This window comes from Nocardia sp. NPDC049935 (assembly GCF_055586645.1).
The window spans coordinates 346,606-362,910 of sequence record NZ_JBVJHV010000002.1; the positions used below are offsets into that span (position 1 = coordinate 346,606).

Annotated in this window: 16 protein-coding genes; 5 read left to right on the plus strand and 11 right to left on the minus strand. The window is 68.1% G+C overall.

What is annotated here, in order from left to right:
- Positions 1-69: 69 nt before the first annotated feature.
- The gene (locus ACZ6SF_RS09815; protein WP_357429890.1) at positions 70-483 is read right to left on the minus strand and encodes a DUF5318 domain-containing protein; all 414 of its coding nucleotides are present in this window, start codon (positions 481-483) and stop codon (positions 70-72) included.
- Positions 484-820: 337 nt separating this feature from the next.
- Here ACZ6SF_RS09815 and ACZ6SF_RS09820 point away from each other — a divergent pair, with 337 nt between their 5' ends.
- A complete protein-coding gene (locus ACZ6SF_RS09820; RefSeq protein WP_466061651.1) occupies positions 821-1,381 on the plus strand; it encodes a PadR family transcriptional regulator in 561 nt (186 codons plus the stop codon).
- A complete protein-coding gene (locus ACZ6SF_RS09825) occupies positions 1,374-2,462 on the plus strand; it encodes an inositol-3-phosphate synthase (protein WP_466061652.1) in 1,089 nt (362 codons plus the stop codon). The genes ACZ6SF_RS09820 and ACZ6SF_RS09825 overlap by 8 nt, the downstream gene beginning before the upstream one ends.
- A 225-nt stretch (positions 2,463-2,687) precedes the next feature.
- Here the strand turns inward: ACZ6SF_RS09825 and ACZ6SF_RS09830 are convergent, their stop codons facing one another.
- The 6 genes from ACZ6SF_RS09830 to ACZ6SF_RS09855 form a co-directional block, all read right to left on the minus strand.
- On the minus strand, positions 2,688-3,113 hold the full coding sequence (locus tag ACZ6SF_RS09830; protein WP_466061653.1) for a GyrI-like domain-containing protein: 426 nt from the start codon (positions 3,111-3,113) through the stop codon (positions 2,688-2,690).
- Between the two features lie 5 nt (positions 3,114-3,118).
- Positions 3,119-3,580: a GyrI-like domain-containing protein gene (locus ACZ6SF_RS09835; protein WP_466061654.1), complete on the minus strand. Its 462-nt coding sequence runs from the start codon at positions 3,578-3,580 to the stop codon at positions 3,119-3,121.
- A gap of 180 nt (positions 3,581-3,760) precedes the next feature.
- The gene (locus ACZ6SF_RS09840; protein ID WP_466061655.1) at positions 3,761-6,148 is read right to left on the minus strand and encodes a transglycosylase domain-containing protein; all 2,388 of its coding nucleotides are present in this window, start codon (positions 6,146-6,148) and stop codon (positions 3,761-3,763) included.
- Positions 6,149-6,210: 62 nt separating this feature from the next.
- On the minus strand, positions 6,211-7,044 hold the full coding sequence (locus ACZ6SF_RS09845) for a carbohydrate ABC transporter permease (RefSeq protein WP_466062239.1): 834 nt from the start codon (positions 7,042-7,044) through the stop codon (positions 6,211-6,213).
- 37 nt (positions 7,045-7,081) lie between these two features.
- Complete coding sequence (locus ACZ6SF_RS09850; protein WP_466062240.1) at positions 7,082-8,008, minus strand: carbohydrate ABC transporter permease; 927 nt, start codon at positions 8,006-8,008, stop codon at positions 7,082-7,084.
- 151 nt (positions 8,009-8,159) lie between these two features.
- Positions 8,160-9,443 (minus strand): ABC transporter substrate-binding protein, encoded by a 1,284-nt coding sequence (locus ACZ6SF_RS09855; RefSeq protein WP_466061656.1) that lies wholly within the window; start codon positions 9,441-9,443, stop codon positions 8,160-8,162.
- A 264-nt stretch (positions 9,444-9,707) separates the two neighbouring features.
- Here ACZ6SF_RS09855 and ACZ6SF_RS09860 point away from each other — a divergent pair, with 264 nt between their 5' ends.
- Positions 9,708-10,580, plus strand: a complete 873-nt coding sequence (locus tag ACZ6SF_RS09860) for a DUF2786 domain-containing protein (RefSeq protein ID WP_449998139.1) — start codon at positions 9,708-9,710, stop codon at positions 10,578-10,580.
- Between the two features lie 31 nt (positions 10,581-10,611).
- Positions 10,612-11,139: a TIGR04338 family metallohydrolase gene (locus ACZ6SF_RS09865; RefSeq protein WP_466061657.1), complete on the plus strand. Its 528-nt coding sequence runs from the start codon at positions 10,612-10,614 to the stop codon at positions 11,137-11,139.
- A gap of 66 nt (positions 11,140-11,205) precedes the next feature.
- Here the strand turns inward: ACZ6SF_RS09865 and ACZ6SF_RS09870 are convergent, their stop codons facing one another.
- The 3 genes from ACZ6SF_RS09870 to ACZ6SF_RS09880 all read right to left on the minus strand — a co-directional run bounded on the left by ACZ6SF_RS09870 (position 11,206) and on the right by ACZ6SF_RS09880 (position 14,579).
- Positions 11,206-12,180 (minus strand): o-succinylbenzoate synthase, encoded by a 975-nt coding sequence (locus ACZ6SF_RS09870; protein ID WP_466061658.1) that lies wholly within the window; start codon positions 12,178-12,180, stop codon positions 11,206-11,208.
- Positions 12,181-12,258: 78 nt separating this feature from the next.
- Positions 12,259-13,329: an RpnC/YadD family protein gene (locus tag ACZ6SF_RS09875; protein ID WP_466061659.1), complete on the minus strand. Its 1,071-nt coding sequence runs from the start codon at positions 13,327-13,329 to the stop codon at positions 12,259-12,261.
- A gap of 80 nt (positions 13,330-13,409) precedes the next feature.
- Entirely contained in the window at positions 13,410-14,579 is a 1,170-nt protein-coding gene (locus ACZ6SF_RS09880) for a thiolase family protein (protein ID WP_466061660.1), read from the minus strand.
- Between the two features lie 104 nt (positions 14,580-14,683).
- Here ACZ6SF_RS09880 and ACZ6SF_RS09885 point away from each other — a divergent pair, with 104 nt between their 5' ends.
- A complete protein-coding gene (locus ACZ6SF_RS09885) occupies positions 14,684-15,184 on the plus strand; it encodes a winged helix-turn-helix transcriptional regulator (protein ID WP_466061661.1) in 501 nt (166 codons plus the stop codon).
- 39 nt (positions 15,185-15,223) lie between these two features.
- Here the strand turns inward: ACZ6SF_RS09885 and ACZ6SF_RS09890 are convergent, their stop codons facing one another.
- A complete protein-coding gene (locus tag ACZ6SF_RS09890; protein ID WP_466061662.1) occupies positions 15,224-16,297 on the minus strand; it encodes an ABC transporter ATP-binding protein in 1,074 nt (357 codons plus the stop codon).
- Between the last annotated feature and the right edge of the window lie 8 nt (positions 16,298-16,305).

Consider the following 16,305-nt stretch of genomic DNA (forward strand, 5'->3'; position numbering starts at 1 on the left):
GGTCTGAAGGGCCCGCGCTCCGGCGCCCCGTTGGGCTCGGCGCAGACACCGTACTCGGGCCGGACGGGGTCATTCCGCGGCTGTGCGCCGGTTCACCCGGGAACCGGACCGCCGGCGCCCCGGAGTCTTGCCGAGCACATAGGACTGCACCAGGTGATTCCAGCTGCACGTCCGGCACACCTCGACGACGTGAACCGAGAATTCCTCTCTGGTCTCCGCCAGGCGTACCAGCTCTTCCGGGCTGCGCGCGGAACCCGCGACCGGCCCGAGGCCGTCGCCGTAGACCCAGGATACGAGGGTGAGTTGTTCCTTCCGGCAGATGGGGCATGTGACCTCGCTCCCCCGGCCGTGGAATTTGGCCGCACGCAGGAGGTAGGGATTGGCGTCACATACCTCGGCGACATCGACACGGCCCGCATAGACGTCAGCCAGCAGCGACTTGCGCCGGAGCGCATAGTCCACCACTTGCCGCTGAATTCGCACGCTCCCAGAGTAGCCGTGATGTTTTTGTGCCGCCCGGGGCTGCAGTGGATTCCCGTCCGCGACAGGTGCGAAATGCGCGGCGCGGGGGAAGCCGCACCGGCCGTATCGCCGGTGCGAGGCGGAGGGAGACCGAGGCGCGCCGCTTACCGGAGCGATCCGGGTGACCGCGCCTCCGCGCGCGGTTGGCGCATATGTGCCAACCGGCGCCACGCGCCGATACGACCCCGTGTGTTTGTGGTGTGTATCGCGCCGAACTATGCGTGGTTATATCGGTGCGATATAGTTGGCAGTCGCATCCATTGGTTGGTTCTGTACGGAAGTCAGGGGGTGAAGCCCGGTGCTCGAACTGGCAATCCTCGGGCTGCTCCTGGAAGCGCCCATGCACGGCTACGAGCTGAAGAAGCGGCTCACCGGTCTGCTGGGGGCGTTTCGGGCTTTTTCCTACGGATCGCTGTATCCGACCCTGAAACGAATGCAGGCGGACGGGCTGATCGCGGAGGAAGTCCCCGAGGGTTTGACGCCCACCCGTCGCGCCCGCCGGGTCTACCAGCTGACCCCGGAGGGCAGGGAGCGCTTCAAAGAACTCCTCGCCGACACCGGGCCGGCGAACTACACCGATGACGGCTTCGGCGTCCACCTGGCCTTCTTCAGCCGCACTCCCGCGGAAGCGCGGATGCGGATCCTGGAAGGCAGGCGGCGTCAGGTCGAGGAGCGCCGAGAGGGGCTGCGGGAAGCGATCAAGAAGGCGAGTGGCTCGCTGGATCGCTACACCCGCCAGCTCCATCAACTCGGACTCGAATCAAGCGAGCGCGAAGTGCGCTGGCTCAACGAGTTGATTGCGGCGGAGCAATCGACGAAGGCGGCACCACAGAAAGAAGGAAATTCCGGCCATGAGTAGTGGAGACACCAGCAAGTCCAGTGTTCGCGTCGCCATCGTAGGCGTGGGCAACTGCGCCTCTTCGCTCGTCCAGGGCGTGCAGTACTACCGGGACGCCGACGATTCCACGACGGTGCCCGGACTCATGCACGTGCGGTTCGGTGAATACCACGTGCGTGACGTGAAGTTCGTGGCCGCCTTCGACGTGGACGCCAAGAAGGTCGGCTTCGACCTGTCCGAGGCGATCTTCGCCAGCGAGAACAACACCATCAAGATCTCCGACGTACCGCCGCTGGGCGTCACCGTGCAGCGCGGCCCCACCCTCGACGGCATCGGCAAGTACTACGCCGAGACCATCGAACTCGCCGAAGCCGAACCGGTCGACGTCGTCAAGGCGCTGAAGGACGCCGAGGTCGACGTCCTCGTCTCCTACCTGCCGGTCGGATCCGAGGAAGCCGACAAGTTCTACGCCCAGTGCGCGATCGACGCCGGGGTGGCGTTCGTCAACGCCCTGCCGGTGTTCATCGCCTCGGATCCGGAATGGGCCGAGAAGTTCCGCGCCGCGGGCGTTCCGATCGTCGGCGACGACATCAAGAGCCAGGTCGGGGCCACCATCACCCACCGCGTGATGGCGAAACTGTTCGAGGACCGCGGCGTCCAGCTCGACCGCACCATGCAGCTGAACGTCGGCGGCAACATGGACTTCAAGAACATGCTCGAGCGGGAACGCCTGGAGTCCAAGAAGATCTCCAAGACCCAGGCTGTCACCAGCAACCTGCAGAAGGAAATGGGCGCCAACGATGTGCACATCGGCCCCTCCGATCACGTGGGCTGGCTCGACGACCGCAAATGGGCCTACGTCCGCCTCGAGGGCCGCGCGTTCGGCGATGTGCCGCTGAACCTGGAGTACAAGCTCGAGGTGTGGGATTCGCCGAACTCGGCGGGCATCATCATCGACGCGGTCCGGGCGGCGAAGATCGCCAAGGACCGCGGCATCGGCGGACCGGTCATCCCGGCGTCGGCGTACCTGATGAAGTCCCCGCCGAAGCAGCTGCCGGACGACATCGCCCGGACTCAGCTGGAAGCCTTCATCATCGGGTAATCGGAGCGGCTCCGCCGCTCGAGGTCCGGCCCTCCTGAGCGTCGGCTGTCAGCGATCGAGACTCGTGGCTTCGCCACATGCGCTTCGAGCGCTGACAGCCGACGCGGGCCGAACCCGGGCTGTAGGCGAGAACGGGCCGGCTCCGAACGCTCTTCGGGGGAGGGCTCGCTGAACTCGGCACCGAGGGGTGGCCGGTTCGGGATAACTGGGGCGTCCCGGTGGGGGTCAGTCGAGGGAGACGTAGACCTCTACCGAGGTGGGGCCGATATAGCGTTCCAGTTCGGCGGTGTGGGAGCGGGTAATCGTGCCCGCTTTCTCTGCTTCCCGGACTCGTGCCCAGGCGGTGCGGAGCAGGTCGTAGGGTTTCTCGGTGACCACGAATTTGGCGTAGCGGCCGGCGGGGACGCGGGTGAGGACATCGCCGGAGTCCACTTCGCCCAGGGCCGCGATTTCGTAGCCGAGGACCGCGACGGCGTGGTCGTCCTGCCCGATATACGCGGCTACGCGGGGTACGTCCTTCTCCCGGCTCAGGTAGCGGTCCCAGGTGAAGTTGACGAGATCCAGGTCGCGGGCGGTCACTTCGCGGCCGGCCAGGGGGATGGTGAGCCCGGCGACCATACTTTCGTCCAGGGTGACAATCTCGAAATCCACTGTTCCTACCTGCCCGCCGAATCGTCTTCTGTAATCGCCACGAACACTTCGACCGTCTGCTCGTCCGGGTAGCGCTCGTGGTCACCGGTGTAGGAGCGCACGAGGCGGCCGGAGGCCTCGGCATCCCAGATGGCCCGCCACAGGGTCACGATGGTCTCACCGAGGTCTTCGCCGCTGAGGGTGAAGCGGGCGTAGCGGCCGGCGGGGATGCGGGCGAGAACGTCACCGGCCTGCAGATCGTCGAGACTGCGGCAGCGGTAGCCGATGATATGGGTCAGGTACGAGTTGATCTCCGGGGCGTGATCGACGAACGCGCTGGCCGGGGGTCCGGGTAAGGATCGGGCCAGGTTGCGCTTCCAGGCTTCTTCGACCTTGGTTCGGCGTGGACCCTCCACGGCGAGGGCCGGGCTGCGAAGCACCATTCCCGCCACCAGCGTTTCCGGGCGGTCAACGACATTGAATTCCACCGGCGTAGCCCCTATGTCTCGTCATCCGTCGTCGCTCCAGCGCATATCCTCCCGCACGCCCGTCCCGGCACGAGCGTCGGCCCGGTGCCGGTCGGTCGGATGGGCGACATACTCACTCTGGCCAACGATGCTGCCACGTCGACCGTTCCCTCGGTGGGATCACGAGCGGAAATCCATCGATCACGGTACGGGGATGGTCACACCGGGCAGGATTTCCACCACCCGCGGCGGTGGCGGACCGGGTGGGGGCGGTGGGGGCGCGACCTCCGGCGCGGGTGCGGGTGCGGGCGGTGGCGGGTCGTAGTTGTTCTCCCACTGGGGCTCGGGTTCGGGAACGTAGGGCTCCGAGGCCGGCGGGATGACGATGAACGGCTGCTGCGGTGGCGGCGCCGGTTCCGGTTCGGGTTCGGGCGCCGGCGGTGGATTGAGGATGTCGTACGGGTTGCGGCCGCCGTTCTGGTTTCCGCCGGCATTGCCCGACGGCTGCGGCGCGGGGGCGGCCGGGATGATCGGACCGGCCGGCGGCACCACGCCGAGCTGCTCGGAGGGAGTGTCGACCAGTGCGCCGTCCATGGTCCGCTTCCAGATATCGGACGGCATCCCGGAACCGTAGATCCGTCCGCCGCCGGCGGTCACGATCGGCAGATTGGCCTCGGTGCCCACCCAGACCGCGGTCGACAGCGACGGCGTGAAACCGACCATCCAGGCGTCCTTGTTCTGGCCGGTGTCACCGAGCTGGGTGGTGCCGGTCTTGGCGGCCGAGGGGCGGCCGCTGAGCCCGTGACCGTTGGAGTAGTCGGCGATCGGCAGCATGGCCTGGGCCGCCCGCGCCGCCACATCAGGCGGTATCCGCTGTTCGGCCGGGGGCGGTTGTTCGCCGGTGCGCTGCTCCGGGTCGCCGCCGCGGTCCAGCAGCACGGTGCCGTCGCCGCGGACCACCCGCTGGACGAAGTACGGCTGGTGGTAGCGGCCCTCGCCGGCGATGGTGGCGTAGGCCGAGGCCATATCCATCGGCCGCACCAGATAGGTCCCGAGCACGATGGACGGCATCGGCGCCTCGCCCATCTCGGTGAGTGATTCACCCTGCACACCGGGGATGTCCTTCGGGATCCCGGCCTGGTGGGCGGCATCGGCGATGGCCTGGGGACCGTTGTTCATCGCCAGGGTGAGCCGGTAGAAGCTGGTGTTGAGCGACCGTTTGAACGCCTCCGACAGTGAGCACACGCCGCAGGATTCGTTCTCGACATTGCGTACGGTCACGCCGTTCACATCCACCGGCGCGCTGTCGTAGGCCTGCGACAGCGGAATGCCCTGCTGGATCGCGGCCAGTACCGCGAACGTCTTGAACGCCGATCCGGTCTGCACCGGCGCCTGGGCGAAATCGAAACCGATGCCGTCCGCGCCGCCGTAGTAGGCCCGGACGGCGCCCGAGCGCGGATCGATCGACACCGTGGCGGTCCGCAGCTCCGGCGGCTGGCCGTCGAGGGAATCGCCGGCGGCGGCCTGGGCGGCCTGCTGCGCGCGGGCGTCGATGGTGGTGGTGATCTGCAGGGCGCCGGTGTCGATTTCCTGGTCGGAGATCCCGGCGGCGGCCAGTTCCCGCAGGACCTGCGCCTTGATATGGCCCTCCGGACCGCGGGTGCTGCGGGCGTCCTCCGGTGCCGGCGGCGGGTTGGTGGGCGGGAAGACCACCGCGTCGCGGTCGCCGGGGGCCAGGACTTTCATCTCGACCATGCCGTTGAGGACGTAGTTCCAGCGTTGCAGCAGCTGGGGGAGCTGGTTCTGCGGGTCCAGGCCCGACGGTGTGCGGATCAGCGCGGCCAGTACCGCGCCCTCGGCCACGGTCAGATCGGAGACGCTTTTACCGAAGTAGACCTTGGAGGCGGCCTCGATGCCGTAGGCGCCGCGGCCGAAGTAGATGGTGTTCAGATAGGCGGCGAGGATATCGTCCTTGCTCCACTCCCGGGCCATCTTCGAGGAGATGATGAGTTCGTGCACCTTCCGGCTCACCGTGCGTTCGGTGCCGAGGAAGGCGTTCTTCACATACTGCTGGGTGATGGTGGAACCGCCGCCGGCGTTGGGATGGCCCAGGGCGTTGTCCCGGGCGGCGCGCAGCAGGCCCGCGGTCGAGAAACCGGGGTTGGTGTAGAAGTTGCGGTCCTCGGCGGAGAGCACCGCGTCACGGACGTGGGCGGGCACCTTCGACAGGGGAACGGGGGTGCGGTTGCCCTCCGGCGGGACCACCTCGGCCAGGACGGTGCTGCCGTCGGAGGCGACGATGGTGGCGGTCTGATTCACCGGGACGGTACCGGCCGCCGGGATCTCCGAACTCCAGTACACGAGCGCCACCAGCAGCGCCGGGATCGCGATCAGGATGACGAACAGCCACAGGATCAGATGCCGGATCCGCTGACCGCGGGTGCGCCGGGGCCGGGGGTATTCCGATGGCCGGGGCGGGCGGGGCCGCACACCGGCGTCGAGCCGATTCCATCCGGCCAGCGAGGAGTACTCGGGTTCGTCGGGGGTGTTGCGGCCACGCTGGGAACGGGACGAGCTGCTCACGATCATCTCCTTCCGGAGCGTCGGAAAAACTCAGGCGCACCACCGCCGGCCCCCAGGATACCCAGTGATCAGCTCTTGACCCCGCCTGCCGTGAGGCCGGAGATGATCCGGCGCTGGAACAGCAGTACCAGAATTACCAGCGGCACGGTTACCAGCGTTCCGGCCGCCATAATCGCCGCGTAGGGCTCTACCAGGGGATTGTTCCCGGAGAAACGCGCGATGGCCACCGTTACCGGTTCCGTTTCGCTACCGGAAAGGACACGAGCCAGCAAGTATTCGTTGATGGCGGCGATGAAGGCCAGGATGGCGGTGGTGAACACCGCGGGCGCCGCCAGCGGCAGCATCACCAGCCGGAACGCCTGGGACCGGGTGGCGCCGTCGATCCGCGCCGCCTCCTCCAGCTCCCACGGCAGTTCGGTGAAGAACGACGACAGGGTGTAGACGGTCAGCGGCAGCACGAAGGAGATATTCGGCAGGATCAGGGCCTGGTACTCGCCGATCCAGCCGATCTCGGTGAACAGCTGGAACAGCGGCGTCACCAGGACCACCACCGGGAACATCGACGCGCCCAGGATGAGCCCGGCCACCACGTACCGGCCCTTGAAGGCGAGCCGGGCCAGCGCGTAGGCGGCCATGACACCGATGATCAGGGCGATCGCCGTGGTGGCGGTGCCGATGATCACGCTGTTGAGCAGCGCCTTGCCGAAATCGTTACCGCGGCTGGTGTCGAAGACGTCGCGGAAGTTGTCCAGGGTGACGTGGGTCGGCCAGGGCGTGGTCTCGAAGGTGTAGGCGGGATCGCGGAAGGCGGTCACCGCCATCCAATAGAACGGGCCGAGCCCCCACAGGAGCACGATCAGCGCGCCCACATAGATCCGGGCCGACCCGAGGCGGCGCAGCAACGACGGGGTTCTGTTCTGCTGAGTAGTCACGCGGCCCTCACGCCTTCCGCTGTTCTTCCTGCGTCCGCACCGCGTTCGCGCCCAATATCTTCACGAGTACGAAGGCCGCGGCGAAGATCAACAGGAAGGTGATCGTCGACAGTGCGGCCGCGCTGTTGGGACCCTGCCTGGTCTGTTCGACCACCAGCACCGACAGGGTCCGGGTGGCCGGGAGATCATCGGTCATGATGGCGGGCAGGTCGTACATCCGCAGCGCGTCCATCGTGCGGAACAGCACCGCGACCAGCAGCGCCGGCTTCAGCAGCGGCAGGGTGATCTGGGTGAACCGCTGCCAGGCCGACGCCCCGTCGACCCGCGCCGCCTCGTAGACATCGTGGGAGATGACCTGCAGGCCGGCCAGCAGCAGCAGCGCCACGAACGGGGCGGTCTTCCACACATCGGCGGCGATCACCGCGAACCGAGCCGGCCAGGTATCCGAGGTCCACAGGATCTCGGTGCCGAAGAGATTGTTGACCAGGCCGTCGTACTGGAACATGAATTCCCACAGCCGCGCTGTCACCGCGGTCGGGATCGCCCACGGGATCAGCACCGCGGCGCGCAGCAGCGCCCGGCCGCGGAAGGTCTTGCCCATGACGATCGCCATCCCGAGCCCGATCGCGACCTCCAGCGTCACCGTCACCACCGCGAAGAACAGCGTGACGCCGACCGCGCTCCAGAACTCGGCGCCGAGGTTGCCGGTCGGGCATTCGGTGGTGCCGCCGGTGATCACCTGGCATTGGCCGACCAGCCAGTGCAGGTAGTTGTAGAAGGTGCTCTCACCGTTGTCGACGAAGCGGCCGGTGACGGGATCGAGCTGATCGTCGTAGTGGAACGACATCCACAGCGCCCGGATCACCGGATAGCCGATGACCACCGCGAGTGCCGCCAGTACCGGCGCGACGAACATCCATGCCCTGCCGGACATGCGGATATCGTCGAGCAGTGAGGTGGACGTCCCGCTGTCACGCTTCGCGTTCGCGGGCTTATCTGTACGGACCGACGCCTGCGCGTCCGTTCCGGAAGGATCCGACACCGTTCTCTCTCCTACGGGCTCGCCGGGTCCGGTTGAACCACTTCTACGATCCGGCTGTCTCGATGCCCTTCTGCATCCCGATGATCGCGTCGTTCACGGACTTGGTTCCGGTCAGGGCAGCATATGCGTTGTCCTGAATGGCTTTGGACACCGCCGGATAGAACGGGGTGACCGGTCGGGGCACCGCGCTGGCGATGGAATCCTTCAAGGCGGGCAGGTACGGCATCTTCGCGATGAGTGCCGGATCGTCGTAGATCGAGGCCCGCACCGACGGCAGTGCGCCGGAGGCGATGATGTGCTGGGCTTCCTCGCTGATCAGGAATTTCAGGAAATCCAGCGCGGTGGCCTTGTTCTCGGAGTACGCGCTGATCGCGGCGTTGTAGCCGCCGAGAGTCGAGGCGCCGATACCGGTGTCGCCGGGCAGCGGGGCCACCCCGAACTTGTCCTTCACGGCCGACGATTCCGAGGAGGCGTCACCGTAGGTGGAGGGCCAGCTGCGCAGGAACATGAGTTTGCCCTGGTTGAAGGCGGCGCCGCTTTCCGGCTCCTGGAAGGTGACGGCCTCGCGCGGGATATCGCCGACCCTGTACGCGTCCACCAGCTGTTCGAGCCCGGCGCGCGATTGGGGACTGTTCACCGTGGGCGTGCGGCCGTCGGTGCCGACGAAGGTGCCGCCGAAGGCGTTGATCACCTCGGCGGTGTTCACGGTCAGGCCCTCGTAGGGCGCGAACTGGCCCGCGTAGCAGCCGATCTGCTGTTCCCGGGCCACCGGGCAGCTCGCCCGCATCTCCGCCCAGGTCCGGGGCGCGTTGGGCACCAGATCCTTGCGGTAGAACAGCAGGCCGCCGTTGGTGTTGCGGGGGGCGGCGTAGAGGGTGCCGTTGTAGGTGGCGCTGGCGACGGGGGGCGACAGCAGCGGGGAGGTGTCGATGGCGAACTGCCCCTCCAGGGGTTGGATCCAGCCCTTGGCCGCGAACTCGGCGGTCCACGGTACGTCTATGGCCACCACGTCGTAGTCGGCCGACTTCGCGCGCATATGTTCGACCAGGTCGTCGTACTGCGCGGAGGCGTCGTTGGACTGCTCCTTGTAGGTGACCTGTTCGTCCGGGTGGGTGGCGTTCCAGCGGTCGATGACCTGCTTGACCGCGCCGGTCTCGGTGGTGTCCTTACCCTCGACGTAGGTGATCGGGCCGCGTCCGTCCTGGTTCATGCCGAGCTGTTCTTCGGTGTCGGCGGTGTTGCACGCGGTGGCGAAGGTCGCGGTCAGCAGCGCGATCGGCGCAATAACGAGCGCGGCGCGTAGAGACGGCACCTTCTTGAAAGCCATCGCGGAACTCCAGGGTCGATACGTGAGCGGCAGCACAAGGCAACATACATGGTGTGCCCGGCGCGTGTGGGGTACTCCTGTGCGGAAGTACGGCCCCGGCTTTCGTCCGGGTCCGCACCCGCAACCCCGGCACCGCGAATACCCACAGGTGGACGGGGTTCGAGGATGCCGCGGCCGGTGGCCCGCGACCACGGAAGTCGGGTCACGGATGCGATGGCGTCGATCACAGCGGGGGTTCCGGGACGCCTATTAGGCTGATCCGCGATGTCCACCGCGAACGCAGTACCCGACCGCCTGCTGACGAGGATCGGCGGACTGCTGCGCCAGGCCGAGTCCACCGACAACGAGCACGAGGCCGAGGCGTTCATGGCCGCCGCACAGCGGCTGGCCACCCGGTCCTCCATCGATCTGGCGGTGGCGCGGGCGCATACCCGGGGCCGGGAGCGGGCGAGCGCCCCGATCCAGCGGATGGTGCCGATCGGCGAACCCGGCCGCAAGGGTCTGCGCACCTACGTGCAGCTGTTCGTGGCCATCGCCGCCGCCAACGATGTGCGCTGCGATGTGGCCCGCAACTCCACCCAGGTGTACGCCTACGGGTTCGCCGCCGATATCGGGGTGTGCGAGGCGCTGTACTCGAGCCTGCTGGTGCAGATGGTGCGGGCCTCGGACCGCTACATCAAATCGGGGGCCTACCGGTCGGCGACGGTGGAGAAGCTCGTCGTCGAACGCCGTGCGGGCCGCCGGGTGCGCCGGACGGTGCGGGTACCGGTGGCCGGTGTGACGGCGCGGCTGAACTTCCAGATGGCGTTCGCGGCGCGGATCGGGATCCGGCTGACCGAAGCGAAGACCGAGGTGGAGCGAGCCGCCACCGGGCGGGCGCTGGATCCGGCCGAACCGGTGTCCGCCGAGCAGGCGGCGGGCGCGGCGCTGGCCCTGCGCGACAAGGAACTCGCGCTCACCGATTTCTACGGGCGCAATTCGGAGGCGCGCGGGACCTGGCGCGGGCCCGATACCTCCACCGGATATTCACCGGACGCCCGGCGGGCCGGTGATCGGGCGGGCCGGGTGGCGCGGCTCGGTACGGCGCCGGAACTCGACGCGGCCAGGTCGGGGCTCACCGCCCGACCGGGTAATTGACCATGCGCGTCTCCCGGGCGGCGGGGCCGCGGTGACGGCGGTGCGGGATACCCAGCGCGCCAGGGTGTACGACGCCGAACAACTCGTGCGCACGATCTTCGACCGGGCCGCGCAGTTCGGGAACTACACCGTGGAGGTGCACGGCTCCGGGCTGACGCTGCCGGTGGAACGGAAATTCGCGTCGGCGGAGTCGGTGCAGCGCTATTGCGATCGAGTGCTGGCGCTGGACTGGGTCGGCCGGGAGTGGGACCGGGCACGGACGCCGATCCGGGTGCGGGCCCGGGCGGGAACATTTGCCGCCCACTACGAAACGGATTCCGCGGTGCTGGCGGTTCCGGTCCACGCGGGCCGACCCGGTGACGGAACCTCCTGGGCGCTGCGGGAACTGGTGGTGCTGCACGAACTGGCCCACCACCTCGAACCCGCTCCGGACGCCGTCGCCCCGCACGGTCCGGAATTCTGCGCGCGCTATGTGGCCTTGGCCGAGGGTGTGATCGGCCCGGAAGCCGCACTGCTGCTGCGCATCACCCTGCACGACTGCGGTGTCCGGTTGGGATGAGTCACCCGAACGGTGGCGGCGCGCACCGCGGCCGCCGCGCGAGTGTGTGGTGGAATCGGGAGGTTGTCAGCGAGCCCGATCCCAGAGCCGGTGGAAACGTTCGGTCCACCAGGCGGTGCGTTCCGGGTCCGGGTGGCGGTACTTCTCCAGGAGCGCGGGATCGGGTCGCGGTGGGGTGTGCGGAACCGGGAGGAATCCGTCCACGGGCCGCAGCGATTCGGCGACCAGATCACCTTCGAACAGGGTCACGGTGCCCAATCCGCAGGCGTGCCCGAGTTCCGGCAGCGCGCCGGCCAGCGCGAGCTGCGCGGACAGTCCCACACTGGTCTCGAGCGCCGAGGAGATCACACACGGCAGCCCGGCCGCTTCGGCCACCTCCAGCGCCCGCCGCACCCCGCCGAGGGGAGTGCATTTGATCACCGCGATATCCGCGGCCCCGGCCACCGCCACCCGCATCGGGTCTTCGGCCCGGCGGATGGATTCGTCCGCCGCGATCGGTACCGCCACCCGGCGGCGAACGGCCGCCAGCTCTTCGACGGTCCGGCACGGTTGCTCGACGTATTCCAGACCGCCTGCGGCCCGGTCGATCTGGCCGATATTCGCCACCGCGGTGTCCACATCCCACAGCGCGTTGGCGTCCACCCGGATCGCGCCGCCGGGCCCCAGCGCCGACCGGACCGCCTCGACCCGGGCCAGATCCTCGGGCAGAGATCCGGGATGGTCGGCGACCTTCACCTTCGCGGTCCGGCAACCGGACCTTGCCACGAGGTCGTGGGCCCGCTCCGGGTCGACCGCCGGCACCGTGCAGTTGATCGGGATACGTTCACGTACCGGCTCCGGCCAGCCTGTGTCCACCTGTTCGATGGTGGTGGCCAGCCAGTGCGCGGATTCCCGATCGTCGTATTCGGGGAAGGGGCAGAACTCCCCCCACCCGCGCGGTCCGCGAACCACCACCCCCTCGCGCACCGTGATCCCCCGGAACTTCGACCGCATCGGAATCGCATAGACGACGAGGGTGTCGATCTCGGGTAGCTCGGTCACCGGTCCCACAGTAGTAGTGCTGCAGAGCAGGGCCGGTCGTCCGGACCGAGCTCGAACTGCCGGACGAGAGGACGACCGTCAGTCGGCGAAGATCTCGTCGATCTCGGTCGCCGTGATGGCGCGGTCGAACCAGCGATCGAGGATCTCGAGGTCTGTGCAGGCCCGGATGCGCTCTCTGGAATGGTCGGGGACAGTGATCCCGCGGGCCTTCAGCAGCCGCAGAGTTTTTTCGATGCCTTCTTCGACCCGGCCTTCGGTGTGCCCTTCGGCCAGTCCTTCGACACGGCCTTCGGCCAGCCCCTGGGCGCGGCCTTCGGCGCGCAGGCGCTGCGAGGTACGCGAACGATAGAACGACAGGTCCACGCTCATCAGTGTGCTCCAGGTTTTCGCGGCTCGGGTCGCGCCGAGGCCGAGTTCGGTGAGTTCGGCGAAGACGTGAAAATCTTCCTCGTCTTCCAGTTCGTGCAGGGCATCGGCGAGCGTCTTCAGTATGGCACCGATACGTGCGTCGTCGACGTGGGTGACCGCCGACAACACGGCCAAGGGGATATCGGCGGCTGCCGCCTCGGGATCTGTCACGACAGGGACGTTGTCCGGGCCCAGGACGAGTGGGCGCACGATAATGCTCGACCATTGAGGCAGGCCGATCCTGATCGGTTCGCGTGCCCAGGCGGCGGTCGTGGTGTCGCGGCACACGACAAGCAGTACGACCGGTAGCCGGTACTTCTCGTGGAGGTGGGCCAGGTAGTAGGCCCAGGCGCCGGGTTTGTCGTCGTCTTTCTTGTTCTGGGCTTCGACGAGGAGCAGGAAGGCGCCGTCTCGGACGGTGGTGATCCGGAGGAGGGTGTCGACCTGGCGTTCGAGGGGGCGGATCTCGGTGAGGTCGTTGGTGAACACCGCGACTTCGTCGGGGTCGTCGAAGGGTAGTCCGAGGGCGCGGAACGCTCGGGCGAAGACGCCGGGATCGTGTTGGAAGAGGCGGTGCATCACCTCGTGTGGGGAACCGGCCATGTGGCAGAACATATCCGGGTTACCGCGGGTTACGTTAGAAAGTGTGTTCGATTTCCGGCGTTTCCGAATCGTCGGCGCGTCGCCCGGCAAGCTGATTCGGGTATCGGTAGGGCGTTGCCGGACCGCGTTCGTGTCCACCTCGGATCATTTCCCAGCGGAACAGTTTCCGGTGCGAGCGATGCCGGCCCTCGGGCAGGGCCGGCATCGGTGGGCGGCGATCAGAGGCGTTCGAGGATGGTGGCGTTGGCGAGCCCGCCCGCCTCGCACATGGTCTGCAGGCCGTAGCGGGCGCCGCGATCCCGCATGGCGTGCACGAGGGTGGTCATCAGCCGGGCGCCGGACGCGCCGAGCGGGTGGCCGAGGGCGATCGCGCCGCCGTTGACGTTCACCCGCCCGGGGTCGGCGCCGGTGTCGTGCTCCCAGGCCGCGACCACGGAGGCGAACGCCTCGTTGATCTCGATCAGGTCGATATCGTCGATGGTGAGCCCGGCCCGGTCCAGGACCTTGCGGGTGGCGGGGATGACGGCGGTGAGCATGAGCAGCGGGTCGTCGCCGGCCACCGCGAAACTGTGCAGCCGGGCCAGCGGGCGCAGACCCAGTTCCCGGGCCTTGTCGCTGGTGGTGATCAGGACCGCGGCGCTGCCGTCGCTGATCTGGCTGGCGGTGGCGGCGGTGATGTTCCAGCCGATCTGCGGGAACCGCTGCGCCATCGCCTCGTCGTAGTAGGCGGGGCGCAGCCCGGCGAGGGTGTCGAGGGTCGAGCCGGTGCGGATGCCCTCGTCGGTGTCGAGCCCGGCCAGCGGGGCGAGTTCGGCCGCGAACCGGCCGTCCTTGGTGGCTCGGGCGGCCTTCTCGTGACTGGCGAGTGCGAATTCGTCCAGTTCGGTCCGGGAGATCCCCCATTTCGCGGCGATGAGTTCGGCGCTGATCCCCTGGGGCACCAGTCCTTCGGGGTACCGCTCGGCGAAACCCACGCCGGAGATATCGTCGGCGCCGCGCGCGCTCGCGCCCATCGGTACCCGGCTCATGGATTCGACGCCGGTGGCCACCACCATGTCGTAGGCGCCGGCGATCACACCCTGGGCCGCGAAGTGCACCGCCTGCTGGCTGCTGCCGCACTGCCGGTCGACCGTGGTCGCCGGGACCGATTCCGGGAAGCCCGCGGCCAGGGCGGCGCGGCGGGTCATGTTCACACCCTGTTCGCCGACCTGGCTCACGACCCCGCCGATCACATCGTCGATCAGCGCGGGATCGATCCCGGTGCGTTCGACCAGGGTGCGGAGGCTGTGTGCCATGAGGTCCACGGGATGGACCGAGTGCAGGGCTCCGGTGGGCCTACCGCGCCCGATCGGGGTCCGGACCGCATCGACGATGACCGCGTCTCGCATGGTGATTCCTTTCGCCGCCAGAGCTCGACTCTGGCTAAAGTTATCTAAAGCCAGATTAACCCCTGACATGACCCGAGGCAAGTCAGGGTGGATATGATGGACCGATGGCAGCCGTGATGGAAGGCCCGCTGGCCGATCTGAACTCGTGGAAACCCGACCACTGCTCGATAGCGATGGCGCTGGATGTGGTCGGCACCCGGTCGGCGATCCTCATCCTGCGGGAGGCCTACTACGGGACCACCCGCTTCGACGGGTTCGCCTCCCGGCTGGGAATCACCGACGCCGCCGTCTCGGGCCAGTTGCGCAAGCTCACCGAGGCGGGGCTGTTCACCAAGCAGCCCTATCGCGAGGAGGGTAAACGCACCCGGCACGAGTACGTGCTCACGCCGAAGGGGCGCGATCTGCTCCCGGTGGTGCTCGCGTTGATGCAGTGGGGAAACGCCCACCTGCAACCGGGCCCGGCGCCGCTGGACCTGGTGGAGGCCGCGACGGGAGATCCGGTGCGGGTTCAGGTGCGCAGCGAATCCGGTCGCGAGATCGGTGTGGACGAACTGGGCGTACGGCTCAACGAGCGGTGGCGCGCGAGCCGTCGCGCACGTTCGTGACAGGTGTCCCGCCGCGGGCGGGACACCTGTATGACGGGTCTAGTTCAGGCGGCGGCCGTCGTCGGCGCCGAAGAAGTAGATGTGTTCCGGGCCCGGGGTGAGTGACACCCGGGTGCCCTTGGCCGGCGGATTGCGCCAGTCGCTACGGGCGACGATGGTCTCCACGCCTGCGGTGGCCTCGGCCGGGCGGCCGTAGATGAAGGCGTCGGAACCGAGTTCCTCCACCACGTCCACCTCGATCTCGATACCGGAGTCGCCGGCCTCCAGGTGCTCCGGGCGGATACCGACGGTTACCGAGGCGCCCGCCTCGTCGGCCACCGAGCGCGGCAGCGGCAGCGAATATCCGCCGATCCGGACCGCCCCGCCGGATACCGGCAGGGTGAACAGGTTCATCGCCGGCGACCCCATGAACCCGGCGACGAACACATTGGCCGGGTCGCGGTAGAGATCGCGCGGGGCGGCGCACTGCTGCAGCAGGCCGTCGCGCATCACGGCCACCCGGTCGCCCATGGTCATCGCTTCGACCTGGTCGTGGGTGACATACACCGTGGTGGTGGCGAGCCGGCGCTGCAACTGCGCGATCTGGGTGCGGGTCTGCACCCGCAGTTTCGCGTCCAGGTTGGACAGCGGCTCGTCCATCAGGAACACCTGCGGATCGCGCACGATCGCCCGCCCCATCGCGACGCGCTGACGCTGGCCGCCGGACAGCGCCTTGGGCAGCCGGTCCAGCAGCGGTTCGAGGTCGAGCAGCCGGGCCGCCTCGAGCACCCGCCGCTGCTTCTCGTCCTTGCCGACCTTCGCGAGCTTGAGCGCGAAGCCCATGTTCTCGGCGACGGTCATATGCGGGTACAGCGCGTAGTTCTGGAAGACCATCGCGATATCGCGGTCCTTGGGATCGGAATGCGTCACATCCCGGTCGCCGATCAGGATGCGGCCGCCCGAGACTTCCTCGAGGCCCGCCAGCATCCGCAGCGAGGTGGATTTCCCGCAGCCCGACGGGCCGACCAGCACCAGGAACTCACCGTCGGTGATCTCGAGCTGCAATTGATCGACGGCGGGCGTTTTGGCCCCCGGATACTGCCGGGTGGCGCGATCGAAGGTCACCGTGGCCACGGCTTGTT